General features: G+C 61.2%; 14 protein-coding genes and 1 pseudogene. 12 read left to right on the top strand and 3 right to left on the bottom strand.

Annotation, left to right across the window (positions count from 1 at the left end; genetic code table 11):
• The first annotated feature begins 227 nt into the window (after positions 1 to 227).
• The 3 genes and pseudogenes from ACMYUN_RS17075 (at position 228) to ACMYUN_RS17065 (ending at position 1,312) form a co-directional block, all read left to right on the top strand.
• Positions 228 to 629, top strand: coding sequence for a lysozyme inhibitor LprI family protein (locus ACMYUN_RS17075; RefSeq protein WP_073476459.1), 402 nt, complete (start codon positions 228 to 230; stop codon positions 627 to 629).
• A gap of 10 nt (positions 630 to 639) precedes the next feature.
• Positions 640 to 867 (top strand): annotated as a pseudogene (locus ACMYUN_RS17070) (helix-turn-helix domain-containing protein); the annotation flags it as partial.
• A gap of 28 nt (positions 868 to 895) precedes the next feature.
• Positions 896 to 1,312: a DUF3010 family protein gene (locus tag ACMYUN_RS17065; protein ID WP_039757629.1), complete on the top strand. Its 417-nt coding sequence runs from the start codon at positions 896 to 898 to the stop codon at positions 1,310 to 1,312.
• Between the two features lie 143 nt (positions 1,313 to 1,455).
• On the opposite strand, the gene ACMYUN_RS17060 is transcribed toward ACMYUN_RS17065, so the two are convergent.
• Positions 1,456 to 2,400, bottom strand: a complete 945-nt coding sequence (locus tag ACMYUN_RS17060) for a GlxA family transcriptional regulator (protein ID WP_415761204.1) — start codon at positions 2,398 to 2,400, stop codon at positions 1,456 to 1,458.
• Positions 2,401 to 2,591: 191 nt separating this feature from the next.
• Here ACMYUN_RS17060 and ACMYUN_RS17055 point away from each other — a divergent pair, with 191 nt between their 5' ends.
• The 6 genes from ACMYUN_RS17055 (at position 2,592) to ACMYUN_RS17030 (ending at position 8,108) form a co-directional block, all read left to right on the top strand.
• On the top strand, positions 2,592 to 3,536 hold the full coding sequence (locus ACMYUN_RS17055; RefSeq protein ID WP_217865027.1) for a choline ABC transporter substrate-binding protein: 945 nt from the start codon (positions 2,592 to 2,594) through the stop codon (positions 3,534 to 3,536).
• 119 nt (positions 3,537 to 3,655) lie between these two features.
• Positions 3,656 to 4,543, top strand: a complete 888-nt coding sequence (locus ACMYUN_RS17050; protein ID WP_129997773.1) for a 3-keto-5-aminohexanoate cleavage protein — start codon at positions 3,656 to 3,658, stop codon at positions 4,541 to 4,543.
• Between the two features lie 212 nt (positions 4,544 to 4,755).
• On the top strand, positions 4,756 to 5,721 hold the full coding sequence (locus ACMYUN_RS17045) for an L-carnitine dehydrogenase (RefSeq protein WP_415761203.1): 966 nt from the start codon (positions 4,756 to 4,758) through the stop codon (positions 5,719 to 5,721).
• Positions 5,722 to 5,861: 140 nt separating this feature from the next.
• Entirely contained in the window at positions 5,862 to 6,338 is a 477-nt protein-coding gene (locus ACMYUN_RS17040; protein ID WP_415761201.1) for a thioesterase family protein, read from the top strand.
• Between the two features lie 24 nt (positions 6,339 to 6,362).
• Positions 6,363 to 7,526 (top strand): gamma-butyrobetaine dioxygenase, encoded by a 1,164-nt coding sequence (locus ACMYUN_RS17035; RefSeq protein WP_415761200.1) that lies wholly within the window; start codon positions 6,363 to 6,365, stop codon positions 7,524 to 7,526.
• Between the two features lie 318 nt (positions 7,527 to 7,844).
• A complete protein-coding gene (locus tag ACMYUN_RS17030) occupies positions 7,845 to 8,108 on the top strand; it encodes a hypothetical protein (RefSeq protein ID WP_016772808.1) in 264 nt (87 codons plus the stop codon).
• A gap of 151 nt (positions 8,109 to 8,259) precedes the next feature.
• On the opposite strand, the gene ACMYUN_RS17025 is transcribed toward ACMYUN_RS17030, so the two are convergent.
• Complete coding sequence (locus tag ACMYUN_RS17025) at positions 8,260 to 9,363, bottom strand: GlxA family transcriptional regulator (protein WP_129997777.1); 1,104 nt, start codon at positions 9,361 to 9,363, stop codon at positions 8,260 to 8,262.
• Between the two features lie 538 nt (positions 9,364 to 9,901).
• Positions 9,902 to 11,278: an L-serine ammonia-lyase gene (locus tag ACMYUN_RS17020; protein WP_122506100.1), complete on the bottom strand. Its 1,377-nt coding sequence runs from the start codon at positions 11,276 to 11,278 to the stop codon at positions 9,902 to 9,904.
• A 435-nt stretch (positions 11,279 to 11,713) separates the two neighbouring features.
• Here ACMYUN_RS17020 and ACMYUN_RS17015 point away from each other — a divergent pair, with 435 nt between their 5' ends.
• The 3 genes from ACMYUN_RS17015 (at position 11,714) to choV (ending at position 14,759) form a co-directional block, all read left to right on the top strand.
• Positions 11,714 to 12,661, top strand: a complete 948-nt coding sequence (locus ACMYUN_RS17015) for a choline ABC transporter substrate-binding protein (protein WP_016772806.1) — start codon at positions 11,714 to 11,716, stop codon at positions 12,659 to 12,661.
• Between the two features lie 77 nt (positions 12,662 to 12,738).
• Positions 12,739 to 13,584, top strand: a complete 846-nt coding sequence (gene choW / locus ACMYUN_RS17010) for a choline ABC transporter permease subunit (RefSeq protein ID WP_016772805.1) — start codon at positions 12,739 to 12,741, stop codon at positions 13,582 to 13,584.
• Positions 13,581 to 14,759: a choline ABC transporter ATP-binding protein gene (gene choV / locus ACMYUN_RS17005; RefSeq protein ID WP_016772804.1), complete on the top strand. Its 1,179-nt coding sequence runs from the start codon at positions 13,581 to 13,583 to the stop codon at positions 14,757 to 14,759. Before choW ends, choV begins: the two co-directional genes overlap by 4 nt.
• Positions 14,760 to 14,872 lie beyond the last annotated feature (113 nt).

Here is a 14,872-nt window from a genome sequence, read left to right as displayed (position 1 = left end):
CGTCCCCTTATTGGCGATTCATGCGCCGAATCGTCTGCCGGCGCTTTGGGGCCAGCATATGCCTCGGTGCCGGGGCGACCGGGTGCAAAAACGACAGGGGAATTGCCGAAAGCGTCAATCCGCGACAAAGGGTCGTCAGCCGCCCTCCTCGGCTGGCTGTTCAAGCCCGCGCGCTTACGCCAGAATCTGCCGCAGCCTGCACCTACCAACGGATTAGAGCGACCCCAATGAAATCGATCTTCCTCGCCTTGGCACTGATTGCGACCGGCGCCCACGCCGCCGAAGAATCCGAGAACAACCCGTGCGACGCGGTGGAAAACGACATCCAGACCCTGGAATGCTCCGCCTACAGCCGCAGCACCGCCGAAGACCTGCTCAAAGACAACTACGCCAGCCTCAACGAACGCATGCAGACCGCGTACGGCAAGAACCCGACGCAACTGGCCGACATCACCGCCAAACTGAAAACCGCCCAGCAGCAATGGTTGAAGACGCGGGATGCGGATTGCGCGGTTGAGGCATTCCCGGCTACGGCGGGGAGCAAGGCGTTCACCATTGCGCAGAATGATTGTGTCGCGCGGATGAGTGATGAACGGTCGGAGTTTTTGGAGTCGATCGGGCAGGAATAAACATACAAAGGATAAATCAATGATTCCTCATGAAGTGGTCAGCCATATGGTTGATGGCGCAACACCGATCCGCGCCTGGCGCGAACATCTCAATCTGACGCAGGAAGAAGTGGCCAAGCGCATGGGCATCTCGCAACCGGCGTTTGCCCAGCAGGAAACTGTCGCCAAACCCCGCAAGGCCACCCGCGAGAAAATCGCCGCCGCGTTCGGCATCACAGCCGGTCAGCTTGAGCTGTAGGCTGCCCTCTTTATTCCAAGGAATTCCCATGAACATCTGCGGCATTGAAATCAAAGGCAGCGAAGCGATCATCGCCGTGGCGGCGCTCGACGGTTCGACGTTGAGCCACGTCCCTCTCGCCACGAAGAAGATTGCTCTGGATGATGATGACGAGGCGGCGAATGTGCGGCGGTTTGCGGCGCAGGTCGCGTCGTTTGTGCGGGAGAACTCGATTGACCGGATTGCGATCAAAAAGCGCAGCAAAAAGGGCGAGTTTGCCGGTGGGCCGACGACGTTCAAGATCGAGGGTGTGTTTCAGTTGCTGGATGGTTGCGAGGTGACGCTGCTGTCGCCGCAGACGATCAACGCGCAGGCCAAGAAGCACAATTTTGAACTGCCGGGGACGTTGAACAAATATCAGCATGAGGCTTACAAGGCGGCGTGCTCGGCGTTGGTGAAGAAATAGCCCGATTCCCGAAATCACCTTGGAACCTGTGGGAGCGGGCTTGCCCGCGATGGCGGTGTGTCCGGCAATAACAATGTTGGATGTGCTGGCCTCATCGCGGGCAAGCCCGCTCCCACAGGGTTCTAGAGTGTTGCTGAAACCATTCAGGCCTGCGCGGTACGCCGGTCTTCGCGCGGGCAGCGGGCGAAACGCGCGCGGTAACTGCGGGTGAAATACGACGGTGATTCAAAACCGCAGGCAATGCTGACTTCGAGCACGCTCATGTCGGTCTGGCGCAGCAATTGCCGCGCCTTCTCAAGCCTTAACCGCAGATAGAAGTTGCTCGGCGTATCGTTCAGGTGCAGCCGGAATAACCTCTCCAGTTGCCGCCGGGTCACCTTGATCGACTCGGCCAGTTGCAGCGTGGTCAGCGGCGGTTCGCTGTGCTGCTCCATCTCGCCGATCACCTGCACCAGCTTCTTGTTATTGATCCCGTAGCGTGTGGCGACTTCCATGCGCTGGTGGTCTTTGCGCGGGCGGATGCGCCCAAGCACAAACTGCTCGCTGACCTGAATCGCCAGTTGAGGACCGTGGGCCTGGGCGATCAGGTCGAGCATCAGATCAATCGAGGCCGTACCTCCCGCCGATGTGATCCGCCGCCGATCGATCTCGAACAGTTCCTGGGTCACGCTGAGCTGTGGATAAGACTCCTTGAACGCATCGATCGCTTCCCAGTGCAGGGTCAGCCGATGGCCATCGAGCAGGCCCGCTTCGGCGAGGACGAAGCTGCCGGTGTCGATGGCGCCAAGGGTTACGCCGTCCTTGTCCAGCCTGCGCAACCAGTGCTCAAGCGTCGGCGTGACGAACTTCAGCGGTTCGAAGCCGGCCACCACCAGCAAGGTCGCGCCTTTCTTCAGCGGCTCCAGCGCCGCACCGGCATTGACCGACATGCCGTTGCTCGCCAGTACCGCGCCGCCGTCAGCGCTGAGCACATGCCAGCGGTACAACTCGCCACGAAAGCGGTTGGCCACGCGCAACGGTTCGATCGCGGAAATAAAGCCGATGGCGGAGAACCCCGGCATCAGCAAAAAGTAGAAATCCTGGGACATGGGCGCACTCGGTTGGCGGGTCGCGTGGCTCGTTGATACGCCGATTATCGGCGCCGTTCAAGCGTGCAGGTCGCTACAGTGCAAATGCCCGTCGCCGCAGTGCGCTTTCACGGGTGCATAGCTGCGTAACTTGGCCTCACCGGCGCGCAGATGCCGGGAACCACAATAATCGAACTGCCGAGGAACCCGACATGAAACGACTGATCAGCAGCTGCGTTCTTGCACTCAGCGGTACCGCTTTCTTCAGCACCGGCGTGATGGCGGCCGAACCGGCCTCCTGCAAGAACGTACGCATGGGCGTGGTCAACTGGACCGATGTAATCGCCACCAGTGCCATGACCCAGGTCCTGCTCGACGGCCTCGGCTACAGCACCAAACAGACCAGCGCCTCGCAGCAGATCATCTTCGCCGGGATTCGCGATCAGCGCCTGGACCTGTTCCTCGGCTACTGGAACCCGCTGATGACCCAGACCATCACCCCGTTCGTCGAGGCCAATCAGGTGAAAGTGCTCGAAGCACCGAGCCTGAAAGATGCCCGCGCCACCCTCGCCGTACCGACGTATCTGGCCGACAAAGGCCTGAAAACCTTTGCCGACATCGCCAAATTCGAGAAAGAACTGGGCGGCAAGATCTACGGTATCGAGCCCGGCTCGGGCGCCAATACCCAGATCAAAGCCATGATTGCCAAGAACCAGTTCGGCCTGGGCAAATTCCAATTGGTCGAATCGAGCGAGGCCGGCATGCTCGCCGCCGTCGACCGCGCTGTGCGCCGCAAGGAAGCCGTGGTGTTCTTCGGCTGGGCGCCGCACCCGATGAACGTCAACATTCAGATGACCTATCTGACCGGCAGCGAAGACGCCCTCGGCCCGAACGAAGGCATGGCCACTGTGTGGACGGTCACCGCGCCGAAATACGCTGAGCAATGCCCGAACATCGGCCGCCTGCTGACCAACCTGACGTTCACCGCCGAAGCCGAGAGCCGGATGATGCAGCCGCTGCTCGATCACAAGGATGCCTTCGAGTCGGCGAAGCAGTGGCTCAAGGATCACCCCGAAGACAAACAGCGCTGGCTTGAAGGTGTGACGACTTTCGATGGCAAACCGGCTGCTGAAAACCTGCAGCTGACCAGCAAATAACCCTTTCATTTAAAAGCCCCTCACCCTAGCCCTCTCCCGGAGGGAGAGGGAACCGGACGACGCTTCGCAGCCCGAAAAAGGGCTGCGGACAGACCCATCACGCCTGAAGGAAACGCACCATGAACCACGACGTCATCATCACCTGCGCACTCACCGGTGCTGGCGACACGACCGCCAAGAGCCCACACGTGCCGGTCACCCCGAAACAGATTGCTGCTGCCGCGGTGGAAGCGGCTAGGGCTGGCGCCACCGTCGTGCACTGCCATGTGCGCGACCCGCAGACCGGCAAGTTCAGCCGTGACGTGGCGCTGTACCGCGAAGTGATGGAGCGCATCCGCGAGGCGGACGTCGACATCATCGTCAACCTCACCGCCGGCATGGGCGGCGACCTCGAAATCGGCGCCGGCGAGAACCCGATGGAGTTCGGCCCGAACACCGATCTGGTCGGCCCGCTGACCCGTCTCGCCCATGTTGAAGAACTGCTACCGGAAATCTGCACCCTCGATTGCGGCACGCTGAACTTCGGCGATGGCGACACCATTTACGTCTCCACCCCGGCGCAACTGCGCGCCGGCGCCAAGCGCATCACCGAACTGGGGGTGAAGGCCGAACTGGAAATTTTCGACACCGGGCATCTGTGGTTCGCCAAGCAGATGATCAAGGAAGGCTTGCTCGACAACCCGCTGTTCCAGCTATGCCTGGGCATCCCGTGGGGCGCGCCGGCCGACACCACCACAATGAAGGCCATGGTCGACAACCTGCCCGCCGACGCGGTGTGGGCCGGCTTCGGCATTGGCCGCATGCAGATGCCGATGGCGGCGCAAGCGGTGCTGCTCGGCGGCAACGTGCGGGTCGGGCTGGAAGACAACCTGTGGCTGGACAAAGGCGTGCTCGCGACCAATGGCCAATTGGTTGAACGCGCCACGGAAATCCTCAGCCGCCTCGGTGCCCGCGTGCTCACACCGGCAGAAGGTCGCAAAAAAATGGGCCTGACCCAGCGCGGCTGAACCTCACCCTTTCTCCCTGTGAACATAAATTTTGTGGTGAGGGGATTTATCCCCGATGGGTGGCGAAGCCGCCCCAAAACCTGACAACCCGGGGCATCAGATAGACCGAGAGCACAGGTTTTACGACTGCTTCGCAGCCGATCGGGGATAAATCCCCTCGCCACGAGAACAGAGTTTCCACAGGGATCACCGAACTCTCTCAGGAAATCACCATGCGCTTTATCACCGAAATCAAAACCTTCGCCGCTCTGGGCAGCGGTGTCATCGGCAGTGGCTGGGTTGCCCGCGCCCTCGCCCATGGCCTCGACGTGGTGGCCTGGGACCCGGCGCCCGGCGCCGAAGCGGCATTGCGCCAACGCGTGGCCAATGCCTGGGGCGCGCTGGAGAAGAACGGCCTGGCGCCCGGCGCTTCGCAGGATCGTCTGCGCTTTGTCGCGACCATCGAGGAATGCGTGCGTGACGCCGACTTCATCCAGGAAAGCGCCCCGGAGCGGCTGGAACTGAAGCTTGATCTGCACAGCAAGATCAGCGCTGCGGCCAAGCCCGATGCGCTGATCGGCTCCAGCACGTCAGGCCTTTTGCCCAGCGAGTTCTACGAGAGCTCGACGCACCCTGAACGCTGCGTGGTCGGGCATCCGTTCAACCCGGTTTATCTGTTGCCGCTGGTGGAAGTGGTCGGCGGCAAAAACACCGCGCCGGAGGCGGTGCAAGCGGCGATGCAAGTCTACGAATCCCTCGGCATGCGCCCGCTGCATGTGCGCAAGGAAGTGCCGGGGTTCATCGCCGATCGCCTGCTCGAAGCGCTGTGGCGCGAGGCGTTGCACCTGGTAAATGACGGTGTGGCGACGACCGGCGAGATCGACGATGCGATTCGCTTTGGTGCCGGTTTGCGCTGGTCGTTCATGGGCACGTTCCTGACCTACACCCTGGCCGGCGGCGATGCCGGCATGCGCCACTTCATGTCGCAGTTCGGCCCGGCGTTGCAGTTGCCGTGGACGTATCTGCCGGCACCGGAGCTGACCGGCAAGCTGATCGATGATGTGGTCGACGGCACCACTGATCAGCTCGGTCGCCACAGCATTTCGGCGCTGGAGCGCTATCGTGATGATTGTTTGCTGGCGGTGCTCGAGGCGGTGAAGACCACCAAAGAGAAGCATGGGATGGCGTTCAGCGAGTGATTCGCTACCTGATCGTGCCCACGCTCTGCGTGGGAATGCAGCCCGGGACGCTCCGCGTCTCAGAAGCGTGACGCAGAGCGTCACAAGAGGCGTTCCCACGCAGAGCGTGGGAACGATCATCAACTGCGGAAACCGAAACCATGCCCCACCTGACCACTTACCAAACCACCATCATCTCCGACTGGGTCGACTACAACGGTCACCTGCGCGATGCCTTCTACCTGCTGATCTTCAGCTACGCCACCGACGCGCTAATGGACCGCCTCGGCATGGACAGCAGCAACCGCGAGGCCAGCGGCCATTCGCTGTTCACCCTTGAGCTGCACCTCAATTACCTGCACGAAGTGAAGCTCGACACCGAGGTCGAAGTGCGCACGCAAATCATCGGCCACGACAGCAAGCGCCTGCACCTCTATCACAGCCTGCACAAGATCGGCGATGAGCAAGCGCTGGCCGGCAATGAACAGATGCTCCTGCACGTCGACCTCGCCGGCCCGCGCTCGGCGCCGTTCAGCCCCGATACGTTGCATCGCCTGCAAGCCATCGTCGCTGATCAGACCGACCTGCCCGCTCCCGCTTACCTCGGCCGCGTGATTGCGCTGCCACCCGCCCGGTAAATCCCCCACTGCCAAGGAGCCGCCATGCACACCGCCGTCGCTGTTGCCGATTTTCGTACTTATCCGTTGATCAGCGCGCTGCGAGGCGTGCAGGGTCTGGCGGATCGCGTTGTCATTGAGTGGGCTGACGGTCGTATCAGCCCGTTTCACCACGTATGGCTGCGCGACAATTGCCCGTGTGATCGCTGCGTCTATAGCGTCACCCGCGAACAGGTCTTCGAGAGCGTCGATGCCGCCGAGGACTTGCAACCGCACGCCACGCGCATCGACACCGACGGCTGCCTGCGCATCGACTGGCAGGATGGTCACCTCAGCCGCTTCGACCCGGGCTGGTTGCGCGCTCATGCCTATGACGACGAATCCCGCGCCGAACGCCTGGCCGGCAAACCGCAGCCCCATTTGTGGCACAGCGATCTGCAGTTGCCGATGTTCGACTACACCGCGCTGATGAACGACAACGCCGCGCTGCTGCAATGGTTGCTCGCCGTGCGCGAAATCGGCCTGACCCAAGTGCGCGGCGTGCCCGCCGAGCCGGGCTCGCTAAAGCTCATCGCGCAGCGGATTTCCTTCATCCGCGAAAGCAACTTCGGCGTGCTGTTCAATGTGCAATCCAAAGCCGACGCCGACAGCAACGCCTACACCGCCTTCAACCTGCCATTGCACACGGATTTGCCGACTCGCGAGCTGCAACCGGGGCTGCAATTTCTGCATTGCCTGGTGAATGAGGCCGAGGGCGGCGAGAGTATTTTCGTCGATGGTTTTGCGATCGCCGACGCCTTGCGTCAGGAGGAGCCGCAGCTGTTTGAGGCCCTGTGTGAAATACCCGTGGAATTTCGCAACAAGGACCGGCACAGCGACTATCGCTGCCTGGCGCCGATCATTGCTGTGGATGCGCTGGGCCGGGTGGCGGAGATTCGCATGGCCAACTTTCTGCGCGGGGCGTTCGATACGTCGGTGGCGCAGATGCCGTTGCTGTATCGAGCCTATCGGCGCTTTATTGCGATGAGCCGCGAGCCGCGGTTTCGGCTGGTGCAGCGGCTCAACCCGGGCGAATTGTGGTGCTTTGACAACCGCCGCACGCTGCATGCCCGCAATGCCTTTGATCCAGCCACCGGGGTGCGGCATTTCCAGGGCTGCTATGTCGACCGGGATGAGCTGTTGTCGCGGATACTGGTGTTGCAGAGGTAGATCTGTGGGAGCTGGCTTGCCAGCGATGGCGTCAGCTCGATCAACATCCCAACTCAGATTCACAGGCAAAAAAAACTCCGATCAAGCCGTGACAGGATCGGAGCTGAGGAGGGTACTGTTGAGGAGCTGCCAGGCGAGGGTGACCAAACCTTCGTGAAGCGAGCTGGCGCCAGTGTGCCTAGTCGACGATCCAGTCGGTTAGCCGAAAACGACCTGTTCATAGTCGTCCCGGCCACGGCGACAAAACGCCCTTGCCGGGTCCGGTCGGGGCCACCAGAATCGAGCCAAGACCTCCGTTGCCACAGAAGGATTTGCGTGATGATGTACGCCGATTTGATCGACCAGGAAGATCTGTTGGGCCAGCTCAAGGCCTTGGGTATTCAGGTGCCGAGCGGCACCACCGCCGAGCAGGCCTGCGAGTGTGCGGTGCGTGGCCTGGATAACGTTCGCGCGTTTGAACTGCGCAAGATGGTCAAGGACATGTACACCAGCGGCGCCAGCATTCAGCCGGCGGTGCGCCAGGCGATCGATAAACAGTTGTTGCCGGCCCTTTCGGATTACCAGCAGTCCCACAGCGCCTGAGAAACCCCTTCGCGAGCAGGCTCGCGCCTACCTGATCGTTCCCACGCTCTGCGTGGGAATGCCTCAACGGACGCTCCGCGTTCGGCCTTTTGGGACGCAGAGCGTCCCGGGCTGCATTCCCACGCAGAGCGTGGGAACGATCAGACTCGGTCTACAGCCTTACGCTGGCAAACGTCGACTCATTGCGCGCCTGACTCAGCGCCGACATCGGCCCCGAGAGCGGCGACATCACGATCGCTTGCGGCAGCGGCAGCATCGCCACTTGCTGGGTGGTGTTGGAGCCGACGCGCTCATCACGCGGCGGGATGCCGAAGTATTCGCGGTAGCACTTGGAGAAATGCGGCGTGGAGACGAAACCACACACCGACGCCACTTCGATGATCGACATCGGCGTCTGCTTGAGCAGTTGCCGGGCGCGGATCAGCCGCAGCTTCAGGTAATAGCGCGACGGCGAGCAGTGCAGGTATTTCTGGAACAACCGCTCCAGCTGTCGACGCGACACCGCGACATACACCGCCAGTTCATCCAGATCGATCGGCTCTTCCAGATTGGCTTCCATCAGCGCGACGATTTCCTGCAACTTCGGCTGGTTGGTGCCGAGCATGTGCTTGAGCGGCACGCGCTGGTGATCCTGTTCGTTGCGGATGCGTTCGTAGACGAACATTTCCGAGATCGCTGCCGACAGTTCACGACCGTGGTCGCGGCTGATCAGGTGCAGCATCATGTCCAGCGGCGCGGTGCCGCCAGAGCTGGTGAAGCGGTTACGGTCGAGGGTGAACAAGCGTGTGCTCATGGCCACCCGCGGGAAGGCTTCCTGCATCGCCGCCAGACATTCCCAGTGCACGCTGCAATCGAAGCCATCGAGCAGACCGGCGCAGGCCAGCGCCCAACTGCCGGTGCACACCGCGCCAAGACGCTTGGACTGACGCGCCTGGCTTTGCAGCCACGAGACGTGTTCACGGGTCACGGTGCGTTGAATGCCGATCCCGCCGCAGACAATAACGGTGTCCAGTTGCGGGGCTTTGTGCATGGAGGCGTCGGGAGTGATCTGCAGACCGTCACTGGCCCAGACCTGGCCACCATCGACGGTGAGGGTGCTCCAGCGATACAGCTCGCGACCGGACAACTGGTTGGCCATGCGCAGTGGCTCAACGGCGGACGCCAGGGAAATCAGCGTGAAATTGTCCAGCAGCAGAAAGCCGATGGATTGAGGCGCACGGTTCTGGGGTTGGGCCCCGGAGTTGAACGACGTCATCGCGGTATCTCCTCACACAAAGCGGGTGGCGGCCTCAGGCGGAGGCTCTTGTTATTGCCCGCGTCTCACGGAGAAAGCAGGCTTTGTTATGACAGAGCAATTGCCGTGCCTGAAATTGGACGGCCATTCAATAACTCCTGAAAACGACCTCGCGACGCGTCTATACGAGACCTCGGAACACGCTATTTCGAAGTGCCATCAGGCGCCGCCAGAGCCCTGCCGCGCAGCCTGTGAGCAGATCGGTAGCACTTGTGGGAACGGGCCTGCAGCGGATTTGCACAGAGTGTCACCGCAAGCACGGACGACGGACGGTCGAGTAGCGACTGACAAGTCACGATTGACAGTGACGCTTGTCTGATTGCGACGCGCCAAAAGGTGGCGTGGCTGAATCGGGGTGTTCTTTTGTCGAGCAGTTTTGACTGGTCTGGCCCTATCGCTGGCAAGCCAGCTCCCACAGGGATTTGTGGTGTGAACCAAATGGCATCAACACTGAAGAACCTGTGGGAGCTGGCTTGCCAGCGATAAGGGCAACGCCGTTTCAGCACTCAACCGCACTGACCGCCAAGCCACCGCGCGAAGTTTCTTTATATTTGTCATGCATATCGGCGCCGGTATCGCGCATGGTGCGGATCACCCGATCCAGCGAGATAAAGTGCTGCCCGTCGCCGCGCAGGGCCATTTGCGCCGCGTTGATCGCTTTCACTGCCGCAATCGCATTGCGCTCAATGCACGGCACTTGCACCAGCCCGCCGACCGGATCGCAAGTCAGGCCGAGGTTGTGCTCCAGGCCGATTTCCGCCGCGTTGCACAATTGCTCGGGCGTGGCGCCAAGAATCTCCGCCAGCCCCGCCGCTGCCATGGCGCAGGCCGAACCGACCTCGCCCTGGCAGCCGACCTCGGCCCCAGAGATCGAAGCATTCTTCTTGCACAGAATGCCGACTGCCGCCGCGCCGAGGAAATAGTCGACGACGTTGGCGTCAGTGACTGCCTCGCTGAATTTCATGAAGTAGTGCAGCACCGCCGGGATGATCCCCGCGGCGCCGTTGGTCGGTGCAGTGACCATGCGCCCGCCAGCGGCATTCTCTTCATTGACGGCCAGGGCGAACAGATTGACCCATTCCATCGCGCTCAGGGTCGAGCCGATGACATTGGGCTTATTCAGCTCTTGCAGGCTGCGGTGCAACTTCGCCGCACGCCGCCGCACGTTCAGGCCGCCGGGCAGAATGCCTTCGTGCTTGAGGCCTTGCTCGACGCAATCCTGCATCGCCCGCCACAGCTTCATCAGCCCGGCACGGATCTCTTCTTCGCTGCGCCAGACCTTTTCGTTGGCCATCATCAGTTCGGCAACACGCAGGTTGTGCGTTTTGCACAACTCCAGCAGCTCGACCGCACTGGAGAAGTCGTAAGGCAATTCGGTGCGATCCAGATCGACCACACCACTGGACGCTTGCGCCTCATCAACGACAAAGCCGCCGCCGACCGAGTAGTAGGTGTCACGGTGCAGCTCACCGAACTCGCCTTCGGCCACCAGCGTCATGGCGTTGGGATGGAATGGCAGGTTTTCATCGATCAGGCGCATGTCCCGCGCCCACACAAACGGCACCGACAGGCGACCGTCCAATAACAACGTATGGGTTTCCCGCAGCGCCTGAATGCGCGGGCCGATCTGCGCCGGGTCGATTGCGTCCGGCCACTCGCCCATCAGGCCCATGATCACTGCGTTGTCGCTGCCGTGACCGATGCCGGTGGCGGAAAGCGATCCGAACAACTGCACCTCGATGCGCCGCACCTGTTCCAGCTGATGCTTGCCGCGCAGCGACTCGACGAACAATGCGGCGGCGCGCATCGGCCCGACGGTGTGGGAACTGGAAGGGCCGATGCCGATTTTGAACAGGTCGAAAACGCTGATAGCCATTGCTGCGAAGCTCCTGAGAATACCGGTCCGGGCGGCAAAAGCGCCCGCTGGCGGAGCTGCTACGCTCAAGCTGCGATCCGCCGAATGCCGGCATCATCGGGCTTTTGTCGGCGCGCTCGGCGTCTGACACCGACGCAGTCATGTCCAGCAGCGTCGTTACGTTTTCGCCCCGCAAATACGCCGTTTTTATGCCGTTGAGCAGGTCATCGGGGGCGGAAAAAAGCTGTAAGCGACGTCACCGACACTGGAAGCGACCATCCCTGTACTGGATACGACCCTCCCTGTAGGCGTCAGATTTTCACTGGTACATGATCGGGATGACTCGATTGCAAGGCGCTGCGGTAGAGCTGTCGTCAGAACGCCACCAACCGCAACCCATAAGTGCGGTGGTCCACAGTCGGAACACTGCCAAAAAAAACACCAAGGAGTCCATCCATGAAAGGTTCCCCGTCGTTGTTGTTGGCCGCCCTGCTGAGTCTGCCGTTACTGGCGCAAGCCGCAGAACCGGCACAGTGCAGCCTCGTTAACTTCTCCGATGTCGGCTGGACCGACATCACCGCGACCACCGCCACCACTTCTGTTGTTCTCAACGCCCTCGGCTACAAAACCAAAACCACCATGATCTCCGTGCCCGTGACCTACAAGTCGCTGGCCGACGGCAAGAACATGGACGTGTTTCTCGGTAACTGGATGCCGACCATGGAGAACGACATCAAGCCGTATCGCGATGCCGGCACCGTCGACACCGTGCGCACCAACCTCAAGGGCGCCAAGTACACCCTCGCCGTGCCGCAAGCCCTGTACGACAAAGGCCTGCATGACTTCGCCGACATCGCCAAATTCAAGAAAGAGCTCGACGGCAAGATCTACGGCATCGAGCCGGGCAACGACGGCAACCGGCTGATCCAGAGCATGATCGACAAGGACGCCTTCGGCCTGAAGACCGCAGGCTTCAAGATCGTCGAATCTTCCGAGGCCGGCATGCTCTCGCAAGTCGACCGGGCGCAGAAGCGCGACACCGCCGTGGTCTTCCTCGGCTGGGCACCGCATCCGATGAACAAGCGCTTCAAGATTCAATACCTGACCGGCGGCGACGACTTCTTCGGCCCCGATTTCGGCGCAGCCACCGTGGCGACCAACACCCGCAAGGGTTACGCCGAAGAATGCAGCAACGTCGGTCAACTGTTGAAAAACCTGGAGTTCACCGTCGACATGGAAAGTGAACTGATGGGCAACATCCTCGACGACAAGATGAAGCCTGACGCGGCCGCCAAGGCCTGGCTGAAAAAGAATCCACAGGTGCTCGATACCTGGCTCGCTGGCGTGACCACCATTGACGGTAAACCAGGCCTGGAGGCCGTGAAAGCCAAGCTCGCGCCTTGATTTGAAAGGCACCGCTTATGCCGGGCAGGCGTGCCTGCCCGGGCTGTTAATTTCCTTGCATGCGGACGTTCACTACCATGCTGATTGATCAGAAAATACCTTTAGGCCAGTACATCGCGGGCTTCGTCGAATGGTTGACGCAACACGGCGCCAACACCTTCGACGCAATCGCCGTGACACTGGAAACGATGATCCACGGCGTGACGTTTGCGCTGACCTGGTTCAACCCACTGGTGCTGATTGGCCTGATCGCCATCATCGCCCATCTGATTCAACGCAAGTGGGGCCTGACCGCGTTCGTGGTCGCCTCGTTCCTGCTGATCCTCAACCTGGGGTACTGGCAGGAAACCATGGAAACCCTCGCCCAGGTGTTGTTCGCCACCCTGGTCTGCGTGTTGATCGGCGTGCCGCTGGGCATCGTCGCCGCGCACAAACCGATGTTCTACACCATGATGCGGCCGGTGCTCGATCTGATGCAGACCGTACCGACCTTCGTTTACCTCATTCCTACCCTGACCCTCTTCGGGCTGGGTGTGGTTCCGGGCCTGATTTCCACGGTGGTCTTCGCCATCGCGGCGCCGATCCGCCTGACCTACCTGGGCATCCGCGATGTCCCGCAAGAACTGATGGACGCCGGCAAGGCCTTCGGCTGCTCGCGCCGCCAGCTACTCTCACGGATCGAACTGCCGCACGCCATGCCGAGCATCGCGGCCGGCATCACCCAGTGCATCATGCTGTCGCTGTCGATGGTGGTGATCGCGGCACTGGTCGGCGCCGACGGACTCGGCAAACCGGTGGTCAACGCACTGAACACTGCTGATATTGCGCTGGGCTTCGAAGCAGGCCTGGCAATCGTACTGCTGGCGATCATGCTCGACCGTATCTGCAAACAACCCGACGCTAAAGTAGGGGGTGACGCATGAGCATAATTCGCTTCGAAGACGTTGACGTAATCTTCTCCAAGGATCCGCGCGAGGCGCTCAAGCTGCTCGATCAGGGCATGACCCGCAACGAGATCCTGAAAAAGACCGGGCAGATCGTCGGCGTGGAAAAAGCCACGCTGGACATCAACAAGGGCGAGATCTGCGTGCTGATGGGCCTTTCCGGCTCGGGCAAGTCGAGCCTGCTGCGCTGCATCAACGGCCTCAACACCGTGAGTCGCGGCAAGCTGTTCGTCGAGCATGAAAACCGCCAGATCGACATCGCGTCCTGCACGCCCGCCGAGCTGAAGATGATGCGCACCAAGCGCATTGCCATGGTGTTCCAGAAGTTCGCCCTGATGCCCTGGCTGACAGTGCGCGAGAACATCAGTTTCGGTCTGGAGATGCAGGGCCGACCGGAGAAGGAACGCAAGAAACTGGTCGACGAAAAACTTGAACTGGTGGGCCTGACCCAGTGGCGCAACAAGAAGCCTGATGAGCTATCCGGCGGCATGCAGCAGCGCGTCGGCCTCGCCCGCGCGCTGGCCATGGACGCCGACATTCTGCTGATGGACGAACCGTTCTCGGCTCTCGACCCGCTGATCCGCCAAGGCCTGCAGGATGAACTTCTGGAGCTGCAACGCAAGCTGAGCAAGACCATCGTGTTTGTGAGCCACGACCTCGATGAAGCCCTGAAACTCGGCAGCCGTATCGCGATCATGAAGGACGGCCGGATCATCCAGTACAGCGTGCCGGAAGAGATCGTTCTCAACCCGGCGGACGACTATGTGCGCACCTTTGTCGCCCACACCAATCCGCTCAACGTGCTCTGCGGCCGCAGCCTGATGCGCACCCTGGACAAGTGCAAACGCATCAACGGTTCGGTGTGCCTCGATCCGGGCGGCGACTCGTGGCTGGACCTGGCCGAAGGCAACACCATCAAAGGCGCACGGCAGAACGGTTCAGTGCTGAATCTGCAGAACTGGGCACCGGGGCAAGCGGTGGAAGGCCTGGAGCGCAAGCCAACGCTGGTGGACTCGAACATCGGCATGCGTGACGCGCTGCAGATCCGTTATCAGACCGGCAACAAGCTGGTGCTGCACGATAACAATCATGTGGTGGGGATTCTGGGCGACAGCGAGTTGTATCACGCGTTGTTGGGCAAGAATCTGGGGTAAACCCGCAGAAACGAAAACGCCGCGAGACTATCGCGGCGTTTTTGTTCGTACAGATATTCAACTGCAAACAGAGAACTTGTGGCGAGGGGATTTATCCCCGATGGGGCGCGAAG

Source organism: Pseudomonas sp. CP4, from assembly GCF_047758505.1.
GTDB lineage: Bacteria > Pseudomonadota > Gammaproteobacteria > Pseudomonadales > Pseudomonadaceae > Aquipseudomonas > Aquipseudomonas fluorescens_AO.
The sequence above is the reverse complement of the archived record's forward strand: the minus strand, read 5'-3'. Positions and strand labels throughout refer to the sequence as shown.